Source organism: Pseudomonas sp. TE3911 (assembly GCF_054062775.1).
Genome location: NZ_JBSSFP010000001.1, coordinates 657,900 through 675,280 on the forward strand (window position 1 = coordinate 657,900; position 17,381 = coordinate 675,280).

Below are 17,381 nucleotides of genomic sequence, written 5' to 3' on the forward strand. Positions count from 1 at the left end.
CCGCTGCTTATTTCATGCCAAATTCGCCACGGTGGGCGTAGCGCCATCAGCCAGCCAATGCGCTACACTGCCGCGCTTGTACCGATAGAAGATTTTGAAGGGAAAACATGACGTTCAAGGCGCCGGACAGTCTCGCCGAGCAAATCGCTCACCACCTCGCCGAACGCATTATTCGCGGCGATCTCAAGCCTGGTGAGCGCATCCAGGAACAGAAAGTCACGCTGGCGCTAAATGTCAGCCGTGGTTCCGTGCGCGAAGCCTTGCTGATCCTCGAACGGCGCCACCTCATCGCGATCCTGCCGCGCCGTGGTGCCCACGTGACCGAGCTCACCGCGCACAAAGTGCAGAGCCTGTGCACGCTGATGAGCGAGCTGTACATCCTGCTCGGCAATGCCGTCGCCGAAGGCTGGCAGACCCAGGCCGACATGGCGCCGTTCGTGCAGATCCAGCAGCGCCTGGTGACCAATTTCGAGCGTGAGGACATCCGCGCCTTCGTCGAAGAATGCTTTAACGTGATGCGCGCCGCGTACCCCTTTGCCAACAACCCGTACCTGCAGGAAACCGTCGAGAACCTGCAACCGGCGATGAACCGCGCTTATTACCTGGCCCTGGATCAGCGCAAGGCCTCCATGAGCGAGTACCTGGCGCTGTTCGAGCAACTGCTCGCCGCCGTACTGGCCCGTGACGTGCCGCAGATTCGCCTGGTGCTGTCGGCCTACTGCCAGCGCAGCAGCTCGTTGGTCATCGCAGCGTTGGCGGACGGCTAAGCGTGCGGCTCAAGTGCATCAAACTGGCGGGGTTCAAATCCTTCGTCGACCCGACCACGGTGAACTTCCCCAGTAACATGGCGGCGGTGGTCGGGCCCAATGGTTGCGGCAAGTCGAACATCATCGACGCCGTCCGTTGGGTGATGGGCGAGAGCTCGGCAAAAAACCTGCGCGGCGAGTCGATGACCGACGTCATCTTCAACGGCTCCACCAGCCGCAAGCCGGTGAGCCAGGCCAGTATCGAGTTGGTATTCGACAACTCCGATGGCACCCTGATCGGCGAGTACGCGGCCTACGCGGAAATTTCCATCCGCCGCAAAGTCACGCGCGACAGCCAGAACAGCTACTTCCTCAACGGCACCAAGTGCCGTCGACGTGACATCACCGATATTTTCCTTGGCACCGGCCTGGGCCCGCGCAGCTACTCGATCATTGAGCAGGGCATGATCTCCAAGCTGATCGAAGCCAAGCCCGAAGACCTGCGTAACTTTATCGAAGAAGCGGCCGGCATCTCCAAGTACAAAGAGCGCCGCCGCGAAACCGAAAACCGCATCCGCCGTACCCACGAAAACCTTGCCCGCCTCACCGACCTGCGCGACGAGCTGGAGCGCCAGTTGGAGCGCCTGCACCGCCAGGCCCAGGCGGCCGAGAAATACCAGGAATACAAGGGCGAAGAACGCCAGCTCAAGGCACAACTCTCGGCCCTGCGCTGGCAGGCGCTGAATGAGCAAGTGGGGCAGCGCGAAGCGATCATCGGTACCCAGGAAATCAGTTTTGAAGCCTTGGTGGCGGAGCAGCGTAACGCCGACGCCAGCATCGAGCGTCTGCGCGACGGGCACCATGATCTGTCCGAACGCTTCAATCTGGTGCAAGGCCGCTTCTATTCGGTAGGCGGCGACATCGCCCGTGTCGAGCAGAGCATCCAGCACGGCCAGCAGCGCCTGCGCCAATTGCAGGACGATCTGAAGGAAGCCGAACGCGCGCGTCTGGAGACCGAATCTCACCTGGGCCATGACCGCACTTTGCTGCTGACCCTGGGCGAAGAGCTGGACATGCTCACCCCAGAGCAGGAAATCACCAGCGCCGCCGCCGAAGAAGCCGCCGCCGCCCTGGAAGAATCTGAAATTACCATGCATGGCTGGCAGGAACAGTGGGACGCTTTCAACCTGCAATCCGCCGAGCCGCGTCGCCAGGCCGAGGTGCAGCAGTCGCGCATCCAGCAACTGGAAACCAGCATGGAGCGCCTGGCCGAGCGCCAGCGCCGCTTGCAGGAAGAGCGCGTATTGCTCGCCGCTGATCCGGAAGACGCCGCGATCATGGACCTCAGCGAGCAACTGGCCGAAAGCGAAATGACGCTGGAAGAGCTGGAAGCCAGCGAAGAACAGCAAGTACAGCGCCTTGAACAATTGCGTCAGCAGTTGCAACAGGCGACCCAGGCCCAGCAGCAGGCACAGGGCGATTTGCAGCGGCTAAATGGTCGGCTGGCATCCCTTGAAGCCTTGCAGCAAGCGGCTTTGGACCCAGGTACCGGCACCGCCGAATGGCTGCGCGACCAGCATTTGGCAGAGCGGCCACGCTTGGCGGAAGGCCTGAAGGTCGAAGCCGGCTGGGAATTGGCAGTGGAAACCGTGCTCGGTGCCGATCTTCAAGCAGTGCTGGTGGATGACTTTGGCGGTTTCGACCTGGCCGGGTTTGCCCAAGGCGATCTGCGTTTGCTCAGCCCCGCCGCCGATGGTGCGCGGGTGCCGGGCAGCCTGCTGGATAAGGTCGAGGCCGCCATTGACCTGTCGCCGTGGTTGGGCCAAGTCAAACCGGTGGACTCCCTGGAGCAGGCCCTGGCCCAGCGCGGTCAATTGGCAGCCGGCGAAAGCCTGATCAGCCGCGATGGCTATTGGGTCGGCCGGCACTTTTTGCGGGTTCGCCGCGCCAGTGAAGCGGAAAGTGGCGTTCTGGCCCGTGGCCAGGAAATCGTCAACCTGATCGCTGAGCGCGAAGAGCGTGAAGCCACCCTCGAAAGCCTGGAAACCGAACTGCAAACCCTGCGCGCCACCCAGCGCCAGCAAGAGACCGGCCGCGAACACCTGCGCCGTCTGTTGCAGGACGAAGCGCGTCAGCAAGGCGAGTTGAAGGCGCAACTGTCGGCGAGCAAAGCCAAGGCGGAACAACTGACCCTGCGCCGTACCCGTCTTGATGAAGAAGTCGCCGAGATGGGCGAGCAACGCGCCCTGGAACATGAACAGATCGGCGAAGCGCGCCTGCACTTGCAGGAGGCGCTCGACAGCATGGCCCTCGATACCGAGCAGCGCGAACTGCTACTGGCCCAGCGCGACAGCTTGCGCGAACGCCTTGACCGCGTGCGCCAGGAAGCGCGGCAGCACAAGGATCACGCGCACCAATTGGCGGTACGCCTCGGCTCGCTGCGCGCCCAGCATGATTCCACACGCCAGGCCCTTGAACGCCTGGAGATGCAATCCGAACGCCTCACCGAAAAGCGCGAGCAACTGAGCCTCAATCTGGAGGAGGGCGAAGCGCCGTTGGAAGAGCTGCGCCTCAAGCTCGAAGAGTTGCTCGACAAGCGCATGACCGTCGACGAAGAACTCAAGACTGCGCAGATCGCCCTGGAAGACGCCGACCGCGAATTGCGCGACGCGGAAAAACGCCGAACCCAGGCCGAGCAGCAATCCCAATTGATTCGCGGCCAACTCGAACAACAGCGTATGGAGTGGCAAGCCCTGACCGTGCGCCGCAAAACCTTGCAAGACCAATTGCTGGAAGACGGCTACGACCTGCACGGCGTGCTCAACACCCTGACCGCCCAGGCCAACGAGAAAGAAGCCGAGGAAGAACTTGAGCGGATTGCTGCACGTATCCAACGCCTGGGCGCGATCAACCTCGCGGCCATCGATGAATATCAGCAGCAGTCCGAGCGTAAACGTTATCTGGATGCCCAGGACGCCGACCTGGTCGAAGCCCTGGATACGTTGGAAAACGTGATCCGCAAGATCGACAAGGAAACCCGTAATCGCTTCAAAGATACCTTTGATCAGATTAATAGCGGTTTACAGGCGTTATTCCCGAAAGTTTTCGGCGGTGGCAGCGCTTACTTGGAACTGACGGGCGAAGATCTACTCGATACAGGGGTAACGATCATGGCGCGGCCTCCAGGCAAGAAGAACAGCACCATTCATTTGTTGTCCGGCGGCGAAAAAGCCCTGACCGCATTGGCCCTGGTATTTGCCATCTTCAAATTGAACCCGGCGCCGTTCTGTATGCTCGACGAAGTTGACGCCCCATTGGATGACGCTAACGTTGGACGCTATGCACGACTGGTCAAAGAGATGTCCCAGACCGTGCAGTTCATCTATATCACCCACAACAAGATCGCCATGGAAATGGCTGATCAGTTGATGGGGGTGACGATGCATGAACCGGGCTGTTCGCGTTTGGTCGCAGTGGATGTCGAAGAAGCGATGGCGATGGTGGAATCCTGAGCTGCGCCATGAGAGATAGTTTTCATGCGATGTCAGGTGATTTAGCGGTCAGGTGAAAGTGGCAAATGGACATATTTGTTCAAGGCATTTTGACAGACGGTGTAAAGTTATCTTTGGTCGTGCTAGTTTAATGTCAATTTTTCGTGTGCGTGGGCAAAACGTCAGTCAGAACATAGAGTTGGCGCCACGTTTTAAAGCGGTTTGCACGGTGCTAAACCCCTTATTTTTCAGCATTTTTTATTAGAGGCACGGGATTACATGGAAATCGGTCTGCGCGAGTGGCTGATCGTCATCGGCATTATTGTCATTGCCGGTATTCTTTTTGATGGCTGGCGCCGCATGCGCGGTGGGCAAGGGCAAGCTCAAATTCCGTCTGGACCGCAACCTGTCCAACTTGCCTGACGACGACGGCAGCGCCGAGCTGCTGGGGCCGCCCCGTGTGCTGGACACGCATAAAGAGCCGCAACTGGACGAGCACGACTTGCCGTCGATGAGCGCGCCGTTGCGTGAAGCCCGTGAACCGTCTTCCAAACGTGGCAAGCGCGCCAATGCCGCCGTGGCCGAGCCCCATCAGGGCGACCTGAACCTCGACGTCGACGAAGGCCCGAGTTTCAGCAGCCGTGACGATGACTTCCCGGACGAAAACGTTGGCAAGAACGCGCCGCGCCAATCGGTTAACGATCAGCCTGCTGCTGAAGAAGTGCTGGTGATCAGCGTGATCTGCCGCGACGCCGCCGGCTTCAAAGGCCCGGCTCTTTTGCAGAACATCCTCGAAAGCGGCCTGCGCTTTGGTGAGATGGATATTTTCCATCGCCACGAAAGCATGGCAGGCAACGGCGAAGTGCTGTTCTCCATGGCCAACGCAGTCAAGCCTGGCACCTTCGACCTGGACGACATCGACCTGTTCAGCACTCCAGCGGTGAGCTTCTTCCTTGGCCTGCCAGGCCCGCGTCACCCGAAACAAGCGTTCGATGTGATGGTGGCTGCAGCCCGCAAGCTGTCCCAGGAGTTGAACGGCGAACTGAAGGACGACCAACGTAGCGTCCTGACCGCCCAGACCATCGAACACTACCGTCAGCGCATCGTCGAATTCGAGCGTCGCGCCCTGACACAGAAACGCTGAGGTTTGGCTTCAAGCGTTGTCGATAGAATTAAGCGCACCAACATTTGAGCAGCTTCGGCTGCTCTTTTGCTTTATGAGAGAACACCCATGACCGCCGCCCACACCCGCATCCTCGAACTGCGCGCTGAACTGGATCAGCACAACTACCGTTACCACGTCCTCGACGAGCCGAGTATTCCGGACGCCGAGTACGATCGGCTGTTCCACGAGCTCAAGGCTCTGGAAGCTGAGCATCCGGAACTGATCACGCGGGATTCGCCGACGCAGCGGGTCGGCAGCGCGGCGTTGTCGGCGTTCACTCAGGTCAAGCACGAGATCCCGATGCTCAGCCTGGGCAACGCCTTTGATGAAACCACGATGTTGGAGTTTGATCGCCGGGTGACTGAAGGCCTGGACTTGCCGGTGGGCGACCTTTTTGGCGCTGGTGCCGAGGTGGAGTACAGCTGCGAACCCAAACTGGACGGCCTGGCGGTCAGCCTGCTGTATCAGGACGGTGAGTTGGTGCGCGGTGCCACCCGAGGTGACGGCACCACTGGCGAAGACATCAGCGTCAACGTGCGCACCGTGCGCAATATCCCTTTGAAACTGCACGGCAGCGGCTGGCCGGCGACCTTGGAGGTGCGTGGCGAAGTCTTTATGTCCAAGGCCGGCTTCGAACGGCTCAATGCCTCGCAACTGGAAGTCGGCGGCAAGACCTTCGCCAACCCGCGCAATGCCGCCGCCGGCAGTCTGCGTCAGTTGGATTCGAAAATCACCGCCAGCCGCCCGCTGGAATTCTGCTGCTATGGCATTGGCCAGGTAACTGCTGACATCAGCGATACCCACATCGGGAACCTGCAGCAGTTGCAAAAATGGGGCATGCCCATCAGTCATGAGCTGAAGCTGGCCAAGGGTATTCAGGATTGCCTGGATTACTACCGCGATATCGGCGAGCGGCGTAACAGCCTGCCCTATGAGATCGACGGCGTTGTCTTCAAGGTCAACAGCATTGCTGCTCAGCGTGAATTGGGCTTCCGCGCCCGTGAGCCGCGCTGGGCCATCGCCCATAAATTCCCGGCGATGGAAGAACTCACTGAGCTGCTCGACGTGGAATTCCAAGTCGGCCGCACCGGCGCCGTCACCCCGGTAGCGCGTCTGAAGCCCGTCAAGGTCGCGGGTGTGACTGTGTCCAACGCCACCTTGCACAACATGGATGAAGTGGCGCGTCTGGGCGTCATGATTGGCGACACCGTGATCATCCGGCGCGCCGGGGATGTGATCCCTCAAGTGGTGTCCGTAGTGCTTGAGCGACGTCCGGCCGATGCCCGCGCGGTACCGGTTCCCGAGAGCTGCCCGGTGTGCGGCTCCCACGTGGAGCGCACTCAACTGGTCAAGCGCAGCAAGGGCAAGGAAACCGTCAGCGAAGGCGCCGTGTACCGCTGCGTCGGGCGCCTGGCCTGTGGCGCTCAGCTCAAGCAGGCGATCATTCATTTTGTCTCGCGCCGGGCCATGGACATTGATGGACTGGGTGACAAGACCATCGAGCAACTGGTGGATGAAAAACTCATCGGTTCGCCAGCCGACCTCTACACGCTCAAGTACGAGCAGATCATCGACCTGGAAGGTTTCGCCGACATCTCCAGCAAGAAGCTGATCGCCGCCATCGAGAACAGCAAGACTCCGACCCTCGCGCGTTTTATCTACGCGCTTGGCATCCCCGACGTAGGCGAGGAGACCGCCAAAGTGCTGGCACGCTCGCTGGGGGCCCTTGAGCGCGTGCAGCAGGCGTTGCCGCCGGTGCTGACGTACTTGCCCGACGTGGGCCTTGAAGTGGCGCACGAGATCCACAGCTTCTTTGAAGACAGTCATAACCAGGAAGTGATTGGCGCACTGCTGTCGCCGGAGAAGTGCGGCCTGCAATTGCAGGATCAGGGCGACCTCAGCGCCGAGTTCGCCGCTAGCACCACCTTGGGCGGCTTGCTCGACAAGCTGCACGTACCGTCCGTGGGCCCAGGCGCTGCGCAGAAGCTGGCGGACAAGTTCGGCAGCCTGGAAGGCGTGATCAAGGCCGACTGGCTGGACATGCGCCAGGCGCTGCCCGAAAAGCAGGCCAAGGCCGTGCGCGACTTCTTCGACAACCCGGACAACGCCCAGCACGCCTTGGCCATTGAGCAGCAGCTCAAGGACTTCGGCATGCACTGGCAAAGCGAGAAAAAGGTCGTAGAAGGCTTGCCTGAAGCCGGACACACGTGGGTACTCACTGGCTCCCTGGAGCTTATGAGTCGCGACGTGGCCAAGGAAAAGCTCGAAAGCCTCGGCGCCAAGGTGGCCGGTTCCGTCTCGGCGAAAACCCACTGCGTGGTGGCCGGGCCGGGTGCTGGTTCGAAACTGGCAAAGGCCAGCGAGTTAGGCTTGAAGGTGCTGGACGAAGAGGCCTTCGTGGCCTTTCTCGCCACGCACAACATTCCAGTCAGTTGACCCTCACCTGTAGGCGTCCGGCTTGCCGGCGATCGCGCGCCAAGGAGTGCCATCGTCGGCACGCCTGACGCCTATAGGGATGTCATCCCATTTTTGGAACGATCTTCGAAGGGAATTGATCTAGTCTTGGTCACCCCAGGAAGAGATCGCCATGTTCCGCTACTTCGAGCAACTCAGTTCGCGCATTGCCGCACCGTTCATGGCCGAATCCTCGCGCAACAGCAAGGTTTGGCAATGTCGTTGCGGCCAGTCCCTATTCTTTCGCAACAGCCAATGCCTGGCATGCGCAGCGCTGCTGGGCTATCAACCCCGGCAAAGTCGCTTGTCCTCGCTGCAACCCGGCCCCGTCGAAGGCACCTGGCTGCAGGACGATAACCTCGACGCCGGCGCCTTTCGCCGCTGCGCCAACCTTGACACGCCTGCCGCCTGCAACTGGCTGATTCCGGCCCACAGCACCGCACCGCTGTGCGTGGCCTGTAGTCTCAACCGCACGATCCCCGACCTGTCGATCCCGGAAAACCATGAGCGCTGGCGCAAGGTAGAAACCGCCAAGCGCCGGTTGGTGGCGCAACTGATCAGCCTGGGCCTTAGCGTCGTGCCCAAGAGCGTTGACGAAGACACCGGCCTGGCCTTCGATTTCGTTGGCATCGACCTGGAAGGCAACGCCCCGATGACGGGCCATTCGAACGGCTTGATCACCCTCGACATCAAAGAAGCCGACGACGCCCACCGCGAAAAAATCCGGGTGCAGATGCGCGAGCCTTACCGCACCTTGCTCGGTCACTTTCGCCATGAGGTCGGCCACTATTATTGGGATCGCCTGATCGCCAATACCCACTGGCAGGACTCCTTTCGCACCCTGTTCGGCGACGAACGCGCCAGTTATGCCGACGCCCTTGACCAGCATTACCAAAACGGCCCGCGTCCTGACTGGCAGCAAACCTGCGTCAGCGCCTACGCCACCATGCACCCTTGGGAAGACTGGGCCGAAACCTGGGCTCATTACTTGCACATGATGGACGCCGTCGACACTGCCCTGGGCTTTGGCATGAGCGCCCGCGAGATGGACCTGGATTACCAGCCGTTCCCCCTTACTACGCTTTTTGACCCCCAACATCCCAGCGGTCCTGCGTTCCTGTCGTTCGTTAACGCCTGGATTGAACTGGCGGGCATGCTCAATGAGCTGTCGCGCGCCATGGGCCAGCCGGATTTCTACCCGTTCGTGCTACCACCGGCGGTGATCGCCAAGCTGCACTTCATTCACTTGGTGATCCAGGAAGAGGGCGGCCGGGCGGATGAGGTGTTGCAGGCGCAATGACGAACCAATGTGGGAGGGGGCTTGCCCCCGATAGCGTTGGGTCAGTCACTGATTTATTGGCTGGCAGTCCGCTATCGGGGCAAGCCCCCTCCCACAGGGGATGGCGGGGAAGCTAATGGCCATGGCAAGTGCTTGAACCCCTTCATATTTTTAATCCGTCACCAACGGTTGTAACTTCCGATGAGATCGGTACAATGGCCCCGCTTGCCGAGAGGCAGGCGTCGTTATGGTGACCCCATCGGTCCCCCCGCAACGATTACCCGTGAACCTGGTCAGAGCCGGAAGGCAGCAGCCACAGCGGGAACATTGTGTGCCGGGGTGTGGCTGGTGGGGTTGCCTCCATAACGCTCCTCCTTGCAATACCCCTTCGATTCAAATCAAAACTTCTTATTTTCAGCCAACTGCCGATCTTTATTGCGCAGTCGATGACGGCTGTTTCACAACTTTCCAAACCCCCGCTGGACAACCCTAAACCGCCTTGTTAGTTTGCGCCGGCCACTTGTTTCAGAATATGACAATGGCGCTGAATTGATATTGAAGTGCTATCACTTCTTTAACTAACAAGGATGTCTGTGATGAAAAGCCTGCAAGGTTTACCTCGTCTTATCAGTGCTTCGGTAGGCGCTCCGGGTAAAGCCCGCAACTTGCCCGCCGATGTGCAGTGCATCCAATATTTATTCAATCTGATCATTCCCAAGATGGGTTTCCCGTTGGCCGAAAACGGCAAATGCGATGGTCAGTTGGTGCAGTGCATCAGCCAGTACCAGTTTCGCCATCTCAAATACGCCCACCCAGATGGTGTGGTCGACCCCACCGGTCGCACGTTCAACAGCCTGATCGAAGAGGCGGTGAAGGTGCCGGTTAAGTCCTTCCCGACGATGCGTATACCGAGTTTTCTCAACGCATTTGGCAACAGCCAGGGCGACGCGGTGCAGGCCACGGTCAATGTGTACCTGGACCGCATGCGCGCGATGATTGAGGCCGAGCGGCGTAACCGGCAATTGATGCTCCAGGCCACGTGCGACGGGGGCATGACCCTTAGCGAAACGGACTTCCAGAACGCCGCTACGCAACTGGGTAGCGGTATTTCGGTGAATATCATCAAGGCCTTCGCCACCGTGGAATCTGGCGGGCGCTCCGGCTTCGGGCCGGCCAAGCTGCCGGTGATCGCCTTTGAAGGTCACCTGTTTCGCAAATACACCAAGCACATCTATGACCAGGCGCACCCGCTGCTGTCCTACCCCTACAAGAAAAAAGCAGGGCCGCAGTGGCAGGCGAACAACAAGGACCAGACAAAGGCCTGGGAAACCATGGCTACCGCATTCGCCCTGGATCAGGAAGCCGCATTGATGTCGGCATCGTGGGGCATGTTCCAGATCATGGGTTTCAACTTTGCGTCGTGCGGGTACAAGACGGTATTTGAGTTTTCGGCGGCATTAAAGGTGAATGCTGGCAACCAACTAAAGGCGTTCCTCGGCTTTTGCAGTAAGAGCCCTGCGTTGATGAAGGCCATGAAGGCCAAAGACTTTACTGGAATGGCGCGTAACTATAACGGTGAGGACTACGGCAACTACGACGTCCTTATGCAAAAAGCCTACGAAAAACTTGAAGGGAAAAAATAGGATGATCCGTTTACTCGCGATAGGTGTGTTGTCGTTGTGCGCCGTGGCACCTGCCATGGCTGGTTCGGCCGCGCTGCATTCGGGCAAGTACGAAGGGCTGATGCTGGCAGTGACGCCGGAGCATCAGGTCGAAGGTTTTTACACGGAATCAATGGGTGAGGGCGTGACGCGCAGCTGTGCGTTCTACCTGCAAGGTAAGCCCGACGCGCTCACCACTTGGCTCGACGACGCCTACCCTGGCAGCGTGGCGCCGTCGTCCGACGGTGTGACCCTGACCGTGGAAGAAGGCCGTCAGCACCCCGGCTGCATCAACGTACTGATGCCGGAAATCGCCACCGGCCTTGATCTGACCCAGACCGCCAGTAAGAAGTGGATCGGCCTGGTCACAGTGTCTGCCGACAAGGCTTACCTGCAGAAAACCCCCGGCGCCAAGGTGGCCAAGCGTCCGTATATCGTCAAGAACGATGTGGTAGGGGTGCTGGCGTTTAAGGATGGCTGGGCTCAGGTTGAGTTCATCAATGCTGAAGACCGCTCGTTTAAGGGTTGGATCACCCAGGATCAATACAGTCGTCTGGCCGCGCCCACTGCAAAAAACTGAGCAGAACCGCGCACACAAAAACGCCGCAACGTGTCCAGCACGCTGCGGCGTTTTTGTGTGCGGCGGTCAGGCCTTGTTGCGGTTGAACAGCTTGCGGATCACCGCGAACAACGCCACGACACCCACCACCAGAAACTTCTTCGCGGCCAGCAGGAAGATCCCGATCTTGGCGAATAACCCGGCCTTGGCGGCAATCCCGCCGGCAACCAACGCGGCTAGGCCGTAAGTGGCGAGCTTGTCGGTTTTCGGGTTGAAGTCGGTGTAGAGGTTGCCGTCGGTGAAGTTGGTAAACGCCAGGACCTTGGGCAGTTCCTGCTTGATGGTCGGCAGGTCGGCCATCGCCGCGACGGCGTTGAGTTCCAGTACGCCCTCACGGCCCAGCACGCGGATGCTGTAGTTGAGGGTGTTCTGGTCGGCGTCGTCGGCCTTCAGTTCACGGGCCCAGTACATCTTGTGGGTGGTGTCGTCGTAGCGCGGCGGCTCGGCCCAGCCCACCAGATGCAGGCCCGCGTAGCCTTGTTTCTGGCGTTCCTTGTTGTCTGTTTCGTCTTCTTCCTGCATTTGCTTGAGCAGGTCGGAGTAGTCGATTTTCGCGGCATCTTCGTCGGAAATATGCCCGTCGGCCTTGTAGCTGACGATGACGCCCCAGCCGCGTTCCGACAGTGGGCTGACGGCTTTAGGCACGATCATGCCCAGGGTCTTGAAGCCCGGCGGGTTGCCCCAGCCATCGGTGAGCAAGCGCTCAGTGTCGGCAGGATCGAGGTAATAAAATTCGTCGTTGAGCTTGAGGGTGGCAATGCCACTTGGCAGCGTGACGGTGCCGGTCTTTTGCTTAAGTGACGCCAGAAAGTGCTCGGCCGTTTCGGCGGGGGCACTGGCTTCAACGGGGGCAGGCGAGGCAGCAGCAACGGCAGGTGCGGTAGGCAGGCTCAGAGCAGCCGCCGCCAACAACAGGCGGAAGTAATTCATGGTAGTCCCTTACATTTTGAATTAATTTCGTAAGAGGATAACCGAAACAACATGTTGCGAGTTAGCCGAAAGTCTCCCGCAACAGCCCCGCGAATGCATCCCGTGCCAGGTGGCGTTGGGTGTCCTTGTGCCAGAACAGCAGGTTATCCACGGCCGCCAGCTCTTCAAATCGATAAGACGCCAGCTGATTGGCCTGCTCATAGCGCGCCAGGATGCCTTCCGGCGCCAATGCCACGCCAATCCCGGCGCTGACGCAACCGATGATCGTGCCCCAACTGGCATAGCTGGCAATGGTCGGTTTGAAGTTGTGCGGCTTGACCCAGTTTTCCAGTGCTGCGCGATACGGGCAGCCAGGCGGCCAGACCAGCAAGGTGCGGCCGGCGAGGTCCTCGGCGCCATTGATGGGTGCACTGGATGCGCTGGCGATCAGCACCAGGCGCTCGCTGTAGACCACGCTGTGTTCGAGCTTGGAGCGTTTGTTGCCGGCGGCCACGAGCGCCACGTCCAGGCGATGGTGTTGCAGGTCGTCGAGCAACGGGCCCCAGGCGCCTGTCACCAGTTCCAGGCTGACATCCGGGTAGCGCCGGTGATACTCCGCCAGCAGCGGCGGCAAACGTCCGCTGGCGCTGGATTCCACCGCGCCGATACGCAAAGTGCCACGGGGAATGGCGCTGGCGTCCACGGCGCGTTTGGACTCATCCACCAGCGCCAGAATGCGCTCGCAGTACTCCAGGAAAATCTCACCGGCGGCACTGATCGCCAGCCCACGCCCGGCGCGGATGAACAGTGGTGTGCCCAGCTCGCCTTCCAGCTGCTTGATGCGCGTGGTGATGTTGGACGGCACGCAATGCAGCAGCACGGCTGCTTGGGCCACGCTGCCGGTTTGTGCCACGGCTCGCACCATTTTCAGTTGGGCCAGTTCCATTGCTCAGTTCCAGTGATTGCAGAAGTCAGAAACGGTTAATTGTCCTGCGCCTTACGGGGGTCAAGACTGACGGCACACCTTCTCAGTTTCTGGACGCCGTCGATGAATAACCCTTCACCCGCAAAGCTTACGCTAGTCATCGCCAGCGTCATCCTGTGTTGGGCCTATTCGCCGATTGGCGTGCACATGGGGCTGCACAGCTACAGCCCCGGACAATTGGCGTTGTTAAGGTTTTTGATTGCGTCGGTGTTCATGGGCGGTGTGGCACTGGTGATGGGCATCGGTCGGCCGCGCTTGCGGGATTTTCCGTGGTTGCTGGTGCTGGGGTTCTTCGGCGTGTTCCTGCACCACACCAGCCTCAACTACGGGCAGCAATGGGTCACGGCAGCGGCGTCCAGCGTACTGGCGCAGTCGGCGCCGCTGTTCAGTGTGCTGATCGCGTTTTTCTGCCTGAAGGAGCGGGTCAGCGCTTGGCGCTGGGCCTGCGTATTGCTGGGGCTGCTCGGCGTGCTGGTGGTGATCTGGGGGGATCAGGGGCTGGGTGAGATCGACCCGCGTGGCTTGTTGATCCTGCTGGCGGCGGTGTCGTGGAGTGTGTATTTCGCCCTGCAGAAACACTATGCCCACCGCTACAGTCCGCTGACTATGGCGTGCTACATGGTGTGGGCGGGCACCCTGATGCTGTGCGTGAACCTGCCGGGCCTGCCTGCTGCGGTGGTGCAGGCGCCGTTGGCGGAGAACGTCGCGGTGCTGGTACTCGGTATTTTTCCCAGCGCCTTGGCGTATCTGGCTTGGGGTTATGTGTTGAAGCATGTGGAAGTCAGTCGCGCGTCGGTGGCGATGTACCTGATCCCGCCGGTGGCGATGGTGATGGCCGCGACGTTGCTGGGTGAACACATTGCCTTGCAGGTGATGATGGGCGGTGTGATCGTGCTGGCCAGCGTGGCGGCGATCAGTCTGGAAGGGCGCTGGCGGTCAATCGTTCAGACAAAACGCACGCAAACGGTGGCCATCGAAGTCCAGGGCCAGCGGTGACTGGATAAGGACGGCGCCGCGTTCTACCCATCGGTCGTGCAGCAAGAAGCCCACTTCACCGCCGGCTGTAAGCTGGACTGTGGCTCGACCAGAGCCCGAGCCTATAAGGAGCGCCTGTCAGTTTTTGTCAGGGGCGAGCAGGGGTGCCGGGTTTTCGCCGGTGTACAGCTTGATGATGTCGTCGATTTCGCCGGACATTTTCATCCGCAACAAGGTGCGCAGGATTTTTTGCGCTGGCACGTCGGGATCGTTACGCACGATGCAACCGAGGTTTTGCTCGTCAATCAACGCGACCTTGTGCAGCCGCTGGCTGATCGGCATTTTCTGGTTGAAACGGTCGACGATCCATTCGTTGCTCACCGCATAGTTGAATCGCCCCGCCACCAGTTTGTGCAGCACCAGCTCTTCGCTATGGGCGTCGTCGCGGGTGAGTTGGCCGTTGGCAAACAGCGGGTCGAGGGCGGCATAGCGATAGTTGAGCACCGTGCCGATCGGCTGAGGTGCCAGCTTGAGCACCTGTACCGGCTGGTTTTGCGCACTGACCAGCACATTGCGCTGCATCATTAAAGGCAAGCTCCAGAGGTAGTCGCCGGACAGGTTGTCGACCCACGCCTGGGTGACATAACAGCGCACATCAATGTCGCCGTGTCCCATGGCCGCAGAGATGCGTGCCCGGGCCAGCACGTGGAACTGCGCCGGATGACCAACCTGAGTGGCCAGGCTCAGCATCACGTCATACAAAATGCCCTGGGTCGGCCGACCGTTCTCCAGTTGCACCATAGGCATCGCCCAACTGTCGGAAACCGAGAAGCGCAGCGGTGCAGGCGCCGCCAGGCAAGCCGTGGTCATCATCCATAAAGCGCCCAGGACTACGCGCATACACTCTCCGGGTTCAGGCCTTTTGGAGGCCAGTCAGCAGAGCTTAGTCAGATTAGGCGAGCGTGCCGGATGCAATTTCCCCCTTGCTCCGCTAGCATTACCGGCTTCCGCTTCCCAGTTGCGACGGTTTTCGATGAGTTATCAGGTTCTTGCACGTAAATGGCGTCCGCGCTCGTTCCGCGAAATGGTCGGCCAGACCCATGTGCTCAAGGCTCTGATCAATGCCTTGGACAGCCAGCGGCTGCACCACGCCTACCTGTTCACCGGTACCCGGGGCGTGGGCAAGACCACCATCGCGCGCATCATTGCCAAATGCCTGAACTGTGAAACCGGTATCACTTCGACGCCTTGTGGCACTTGCTCGGTGTGCCGCGAGATCGACGAAGGGCGTTTCGTCGACCTGATCGAGATCGACGCCGCGAGCCGCACCAAGGTCGAAGACACCCGCGAGTTGCTCGACAACGTGCAGTACGCGCCTAGCCGCGGTCGCTTCAAGGTCTACTTGATCGACGAAGTGCACATGCTGTCCAGCCATTCCTTCAACGCGCTGTTGAAAACCCTGGAAGAGCCGCCGCCCTACGTCAAATTCATCCTGGCCACCACCGACCCGCAGAAACTTCCTGCAACGATCCTGTCGCGGTGCCTGCAGTTCTCCCTGAAAAACATGACCCCCGAGCGCGTGGTCGAGCATTTGACCCACGTGTTGGGTGTCGAGAACGTACCGTTCGAAGACGACGCGCTATGGCTGCTCGGCCGTGCCGCCGATGGTTCGATGCGTGATGCCATGAGCCTTACCGACCAGGCCATCGCCTTCGGTGAAGGCAAGGTCATGGCCGCCGATGTGCGCGCCATGCTCGGCACCCTCGACCACGGCCAGGTGTTCGATGTGCTGCATGCATTGATCGAAGGTGATGCCAAGGCGTTGCTCGAAGCCGTGCGCCACCTCTCGGAGCAAGGCCCGGACTGGAATGGCGTGCTCTCGGAAATCCTCAACGTCCTGCACCGCGTCGCTATCGCCCAGGCTTTGCCGGAAGGTGTCGACAACGGCCATGGCGACCGCGACCGCGTGTTGGCCCTGGCCCAGGCGTTGCCGGCCGAAGATGTGCAGTTCTACTACCAGATGGGCCTGATCGGTCGTCGGGACTTGCCTTTGGCGCCGGACCCGCGTGGGGGCTTTGAAATGGTCCTGCTGCGCATGCTGGCGTTCCGGCCAGCTGATTCGGCCGATGCGCCGAGACAGCCGCTAAAGCCAGTGGGGATCAGCCAGGCCACAGTTGATTCCGCCAAACCAGTGGCTGGCGCGGCGGTGGTTGCGCCAGTGGTTGCTGCCCCGGTTGCGCCGGCGCCTGAGCCAGCCCCTGTGGTGGTGGCACCTGTGGTTGAGCCGGAGCCGGTGGTTGAGCCCGAGCCTGTCGTCGACTTGCCTTGGAATGACCCGGTAGAAGCCGAGGTCGAAGAAGTCGAACAGCAGCCCTATGTTGAGCCCGTGCTCGAAACCGCCAGCGAGCAGCCTGAGCTGACGCCTATGCCTGCGCCGACACCGGACAGCGTGGTGCCAGCCGCTCCTGAGTGGGTTTCAGCACCGGTTCCCGAGCCGACAGTCGCCCAGGTTGAGGCCGCAACCCCAGGCATCGACCTCGACGACGAGCCGCCGCTGGACGAAGACTACATCGAGCCGGACATGGATTCGGCCTACAGTTACCTGGACGATTTGGCCAGCGAACACACCGCCGAACCGGCCCCCGAGCCCGAAGCAGAACCCGCGGCAGCCCCGGCCACCGGCCTGGCGTTGCAATGGCTGGAACTGTTCCCGAAACTGCCGATCTCCGGCATGACCGGCAGTATTGCCGCCAACTGCACCCTGATTTCCGTCGACGGCGACCATTGGCTGTTGCACCTGGATCCGGCCCACAGTGCCCTGTTCAACGCGACCCAGCAACGGCGCCTCAACGATGCCCTGAACCAGTACCATGAGCGCACGCTGACTATCACCATCGAGTTGATCAAGCCCGAGCAGGAAACCCCGGCCCAAGCCGCAACCCGTCGGCGTATCAACCGTCAGCGCGAGGCTGAGGATTCGATCCACGCAGACCCGCTCATCCAGCAAATGATGCAACAGTTTGGTGCGGTCGTTCGTCACGATACTATTGAACCTGTCGAAGCCCCGGTGACCCAAGCGTCATGACACCGGGCTATT

General features: G+C 60.4%; 11 protein-coding genes, 1 other RNA gene and 1 pseudogene. 10 read left to right on the forward strand and 3 right to left on the reverse strand.

What is annotated here, in order from left to right:
• Positions 1–107: 107 nt before the first annotated feature.
• From ACVWXD_RS03105 to ACVWXD_RS03140, 8 genes and pseudogenes are all read left to right on the forward strand, one after another.
• A complete protein-coding gene (locus ACVWXD_RS03105; RefSeq protein ID WP_032887629.1) occupies positions 108–767 on the forward strand; it encodes a GntR family transcriptional regulator in 660 nt (219 codons plus the stop codon).
• A gap of 2 nt (positions 768–769) precedes the next feature.
• A complete protein-coding gene (gene smc, locus ACVWXD_RS03110) occupies positions 770–4,258 on the forward strand; it encodes a chromosome segregation protein SMC (RefSeq protein WP_260366258.1) in 3,489 nt (1,162 codons plus the stop codon).
• Between the two features lie 258 nt (positions 4,259–4,516).
• Positions 4,517–5,381 (forward strand): annotated as a pseudogene (zipA, locus tag ACVWXD_RS03115) (cell division protein ZipA).
• Between the two features lie 87 nt (positions 5,382–5,468).
• A complete protein-coding gene (gene ligA, locus ACVWXD_RS03120; protein ID WP_457370662.1) occupies positions 5,469–7,838 on the forward strand; it encodes an NAD-dependent DNA ligase LigA in 2,370 nt (789 codons plus the stop codon).
• Between the two features lie 151 nt (positions 7,839–7,989).
• Complete coding sequence (locus ACVWXD_RS03125) at positions 7,990–9,156, forward strand: zinc-binding metallopeptidase family protein (RefSeq protein WP_457370663.1); 1,167 nt, start codon at positions 7,990–7,992, stop codon at positions 9,154–9,156.
• Between the two features lie 236 nt (positions 9,157–9,392).
• An RNA gene (gene ffs, locus ACVWXD_RS03130) (signal recognition particle sRNA small type) lies at positions 9,393–9,489 on the forward strand.
• A gap of 242 nt (positions 9,490–9,731) precedes the next feature.
• Positions 9,732–10,778 (forward strand): N-acetylmuramidase family protein, encoded by a 1,047-nt coding sequence (locus ACVWXD_RS03135; RefSeq protein ID WP_260366264.1) that lies wholly within the window; start codon positions 9,732–9,734, stop codon positions 10,776–10,778.
• A 1-nt stretch (position 10,779) separates the two neighbouring features.
• The gene (locus ACVWXD_RS03140; protein ID WP_260366265.1) at positions 10,780–11,376 is read left to right on the forward strand and encodes a hypothetical protein; all 597 of its coding nucleotides are present in this window, start codon (positions 10,780–10,782) and stop codon (positions 11,374–11,376) included.
• 66 nt (positions 11,377–11,442) lie between these two features.
• Here the strand turns inward: ACVWXD_RS03140 and ACVWXD_RS03145 are convergent, their stop codons facing one another.
• Together ACVWXD_RS03145 and ACVWXD_RS03150 are read right to left on the reverse strand one after the other, a co-directional pair.
• A complete protein-coding gene (locus tag ACVWXD_RS03145; protein WP_032887643.1) occupies positions 11,443–12,345 on the reverse strand; it encodes a DUF2167 domain-containing protein in 903 nt (300 codons plus the stop codon).
• A 61-nt stretch (positions 12,346–12,406) separates the two neighbouring features.
• Entirely contained in the window at positions 12,407–13,270 is an 864-nt protein-coding gene (locus ACVWXD_RS03150; RefSeq protein ID WP_032887645.1) for a LysR family transcriptional regulator, read from the reverse strand.
• Positions 13,271–13,372: 102 nt separating this feature from the next.
• Here ACVWXD_RS03150 and ACVWXD_RS03155 point away from each other — a divergent pair, with 102 nt between their 5' ends.
• Positions 13,373–14,305 carry a DMT family transporter gene (locus tag ACVWXD_RS03155; RefSeq protein ID WP_260366268.1) on the forward strand — a complete coding sequence of 311 codons (933 nt, stop codon included), beginning with the start codon at positions 13,373–13,375 and terminating at the stop codon, positions 14,303–14,305.
• A gap of 117 nt (positions 14,306–14,422) precedes the next feature.
• Here ACVWXD_RS03155 and ACVWXD_RS03160 read toward each other — a convergent pair whose 3' ends face one another.
• A complete protein-coding gene (locus ACVWXD_RS03160; RefSeq protein ID WP_457370664.1) occupies positions 14,423–15,184 on the reverse strand; it encodes a substrate-binding periplasmic protein in 762 nt (253 codons plus the stop codon).
• Between the two features lie 133 nt (positions 15,185–15,317).
• Between ACVWXD_RS03160 and dnaX the strand changes: the two genes are divergently transcribed.
• A complete protein-coding gene (gene dnaX / locus ACVWXD_RS03165; protein ID WP_032887651.1) occupies positions 15,318–17,369 on the forward strand; it encodes a DNA polymerase III subunit gamma/tau in 2,052 nt (683 codons plus the stop codon).
• The last annotated feature ends 12 nt before the right edge of the window (positions 17,370–17,381 follow it).

Excerpts from the sequence above, each read along its gene's own strand:
- ACVWXD_RS03140 (WP_260366265.1), top strand. The coding sequence starts at position 10,780 with ATGATCCGTTTACTCGCGATAGGTGTGTTGTCGTTGTGCGCCGTGGCA.
- ACVWXD_RS03145 (WP_032887643.1), bottom strand. The coding sequence starts at position 12,345 with ATGAATTACTTCCGCCTGTTGTTGGCGGCGGCTGCTCTGAGCCTGCCT.
- ACVWXD_RS03160 (WP_457370664.1), bottom strand. The coding sequence starts at position 15,184 with ATGCGCGTAGTCCTGGGCGCTTTATGGATGATGACCACGGCTTGCCTG.
- ligA (WP_457370662.1), top strand. The coding sequence starts at position 5,469 with ATGACCGCCGCCCACACCCGCATCCTCGAACTGCGCGCTGAACTGGAT.
- ACVWXD_RS03150 (WP_032887645.1), bottom strand. The coding sequence starts at position 13,270 with ATGGAACTGGCCCAACTGAAAATGGTGCGAGCCGTGGCACAAACCGGC.
- ACVWXD_RS03155 (WP_260366268.1), top strand. The coding sequence starts at position 13,373 with ATGAATAACCCTTCACCCGCAAAGCTTACGCTAGTCATCGCCAGCGTC.
- dnaX (WP_032887651.1), top strand. The coding sequence starts at position 15,318 with ATGAGTTATCAGGTTCTTGCACGTAAATGGCGTCCGCGCTCGTTCCGC.
- ACVWXD_RS03125 (WP_457370663.1), top strand. The coding sequence starts at position 7,990 with ATGTTCCGCTACTTCGAGCAACTCAGTTCGCGCATTGCCGCACCGTTC.
- ACVWXD_RS03105 (WP_032887629.1), top strand. The coding sequence starts at position 108 with ATGACGTTCAAGGCGCCGGACAGTCTCGCCGAGCAAATCGCTCACCAC.
- ACVWXD_RS03135 (WP_260366264.1), top strand. The coding sequence starts at position 9,732 with ATGAAAAGCCTGCAAGGTTTACCTCGTCTTATCAGTGCTTCGGTAGGC.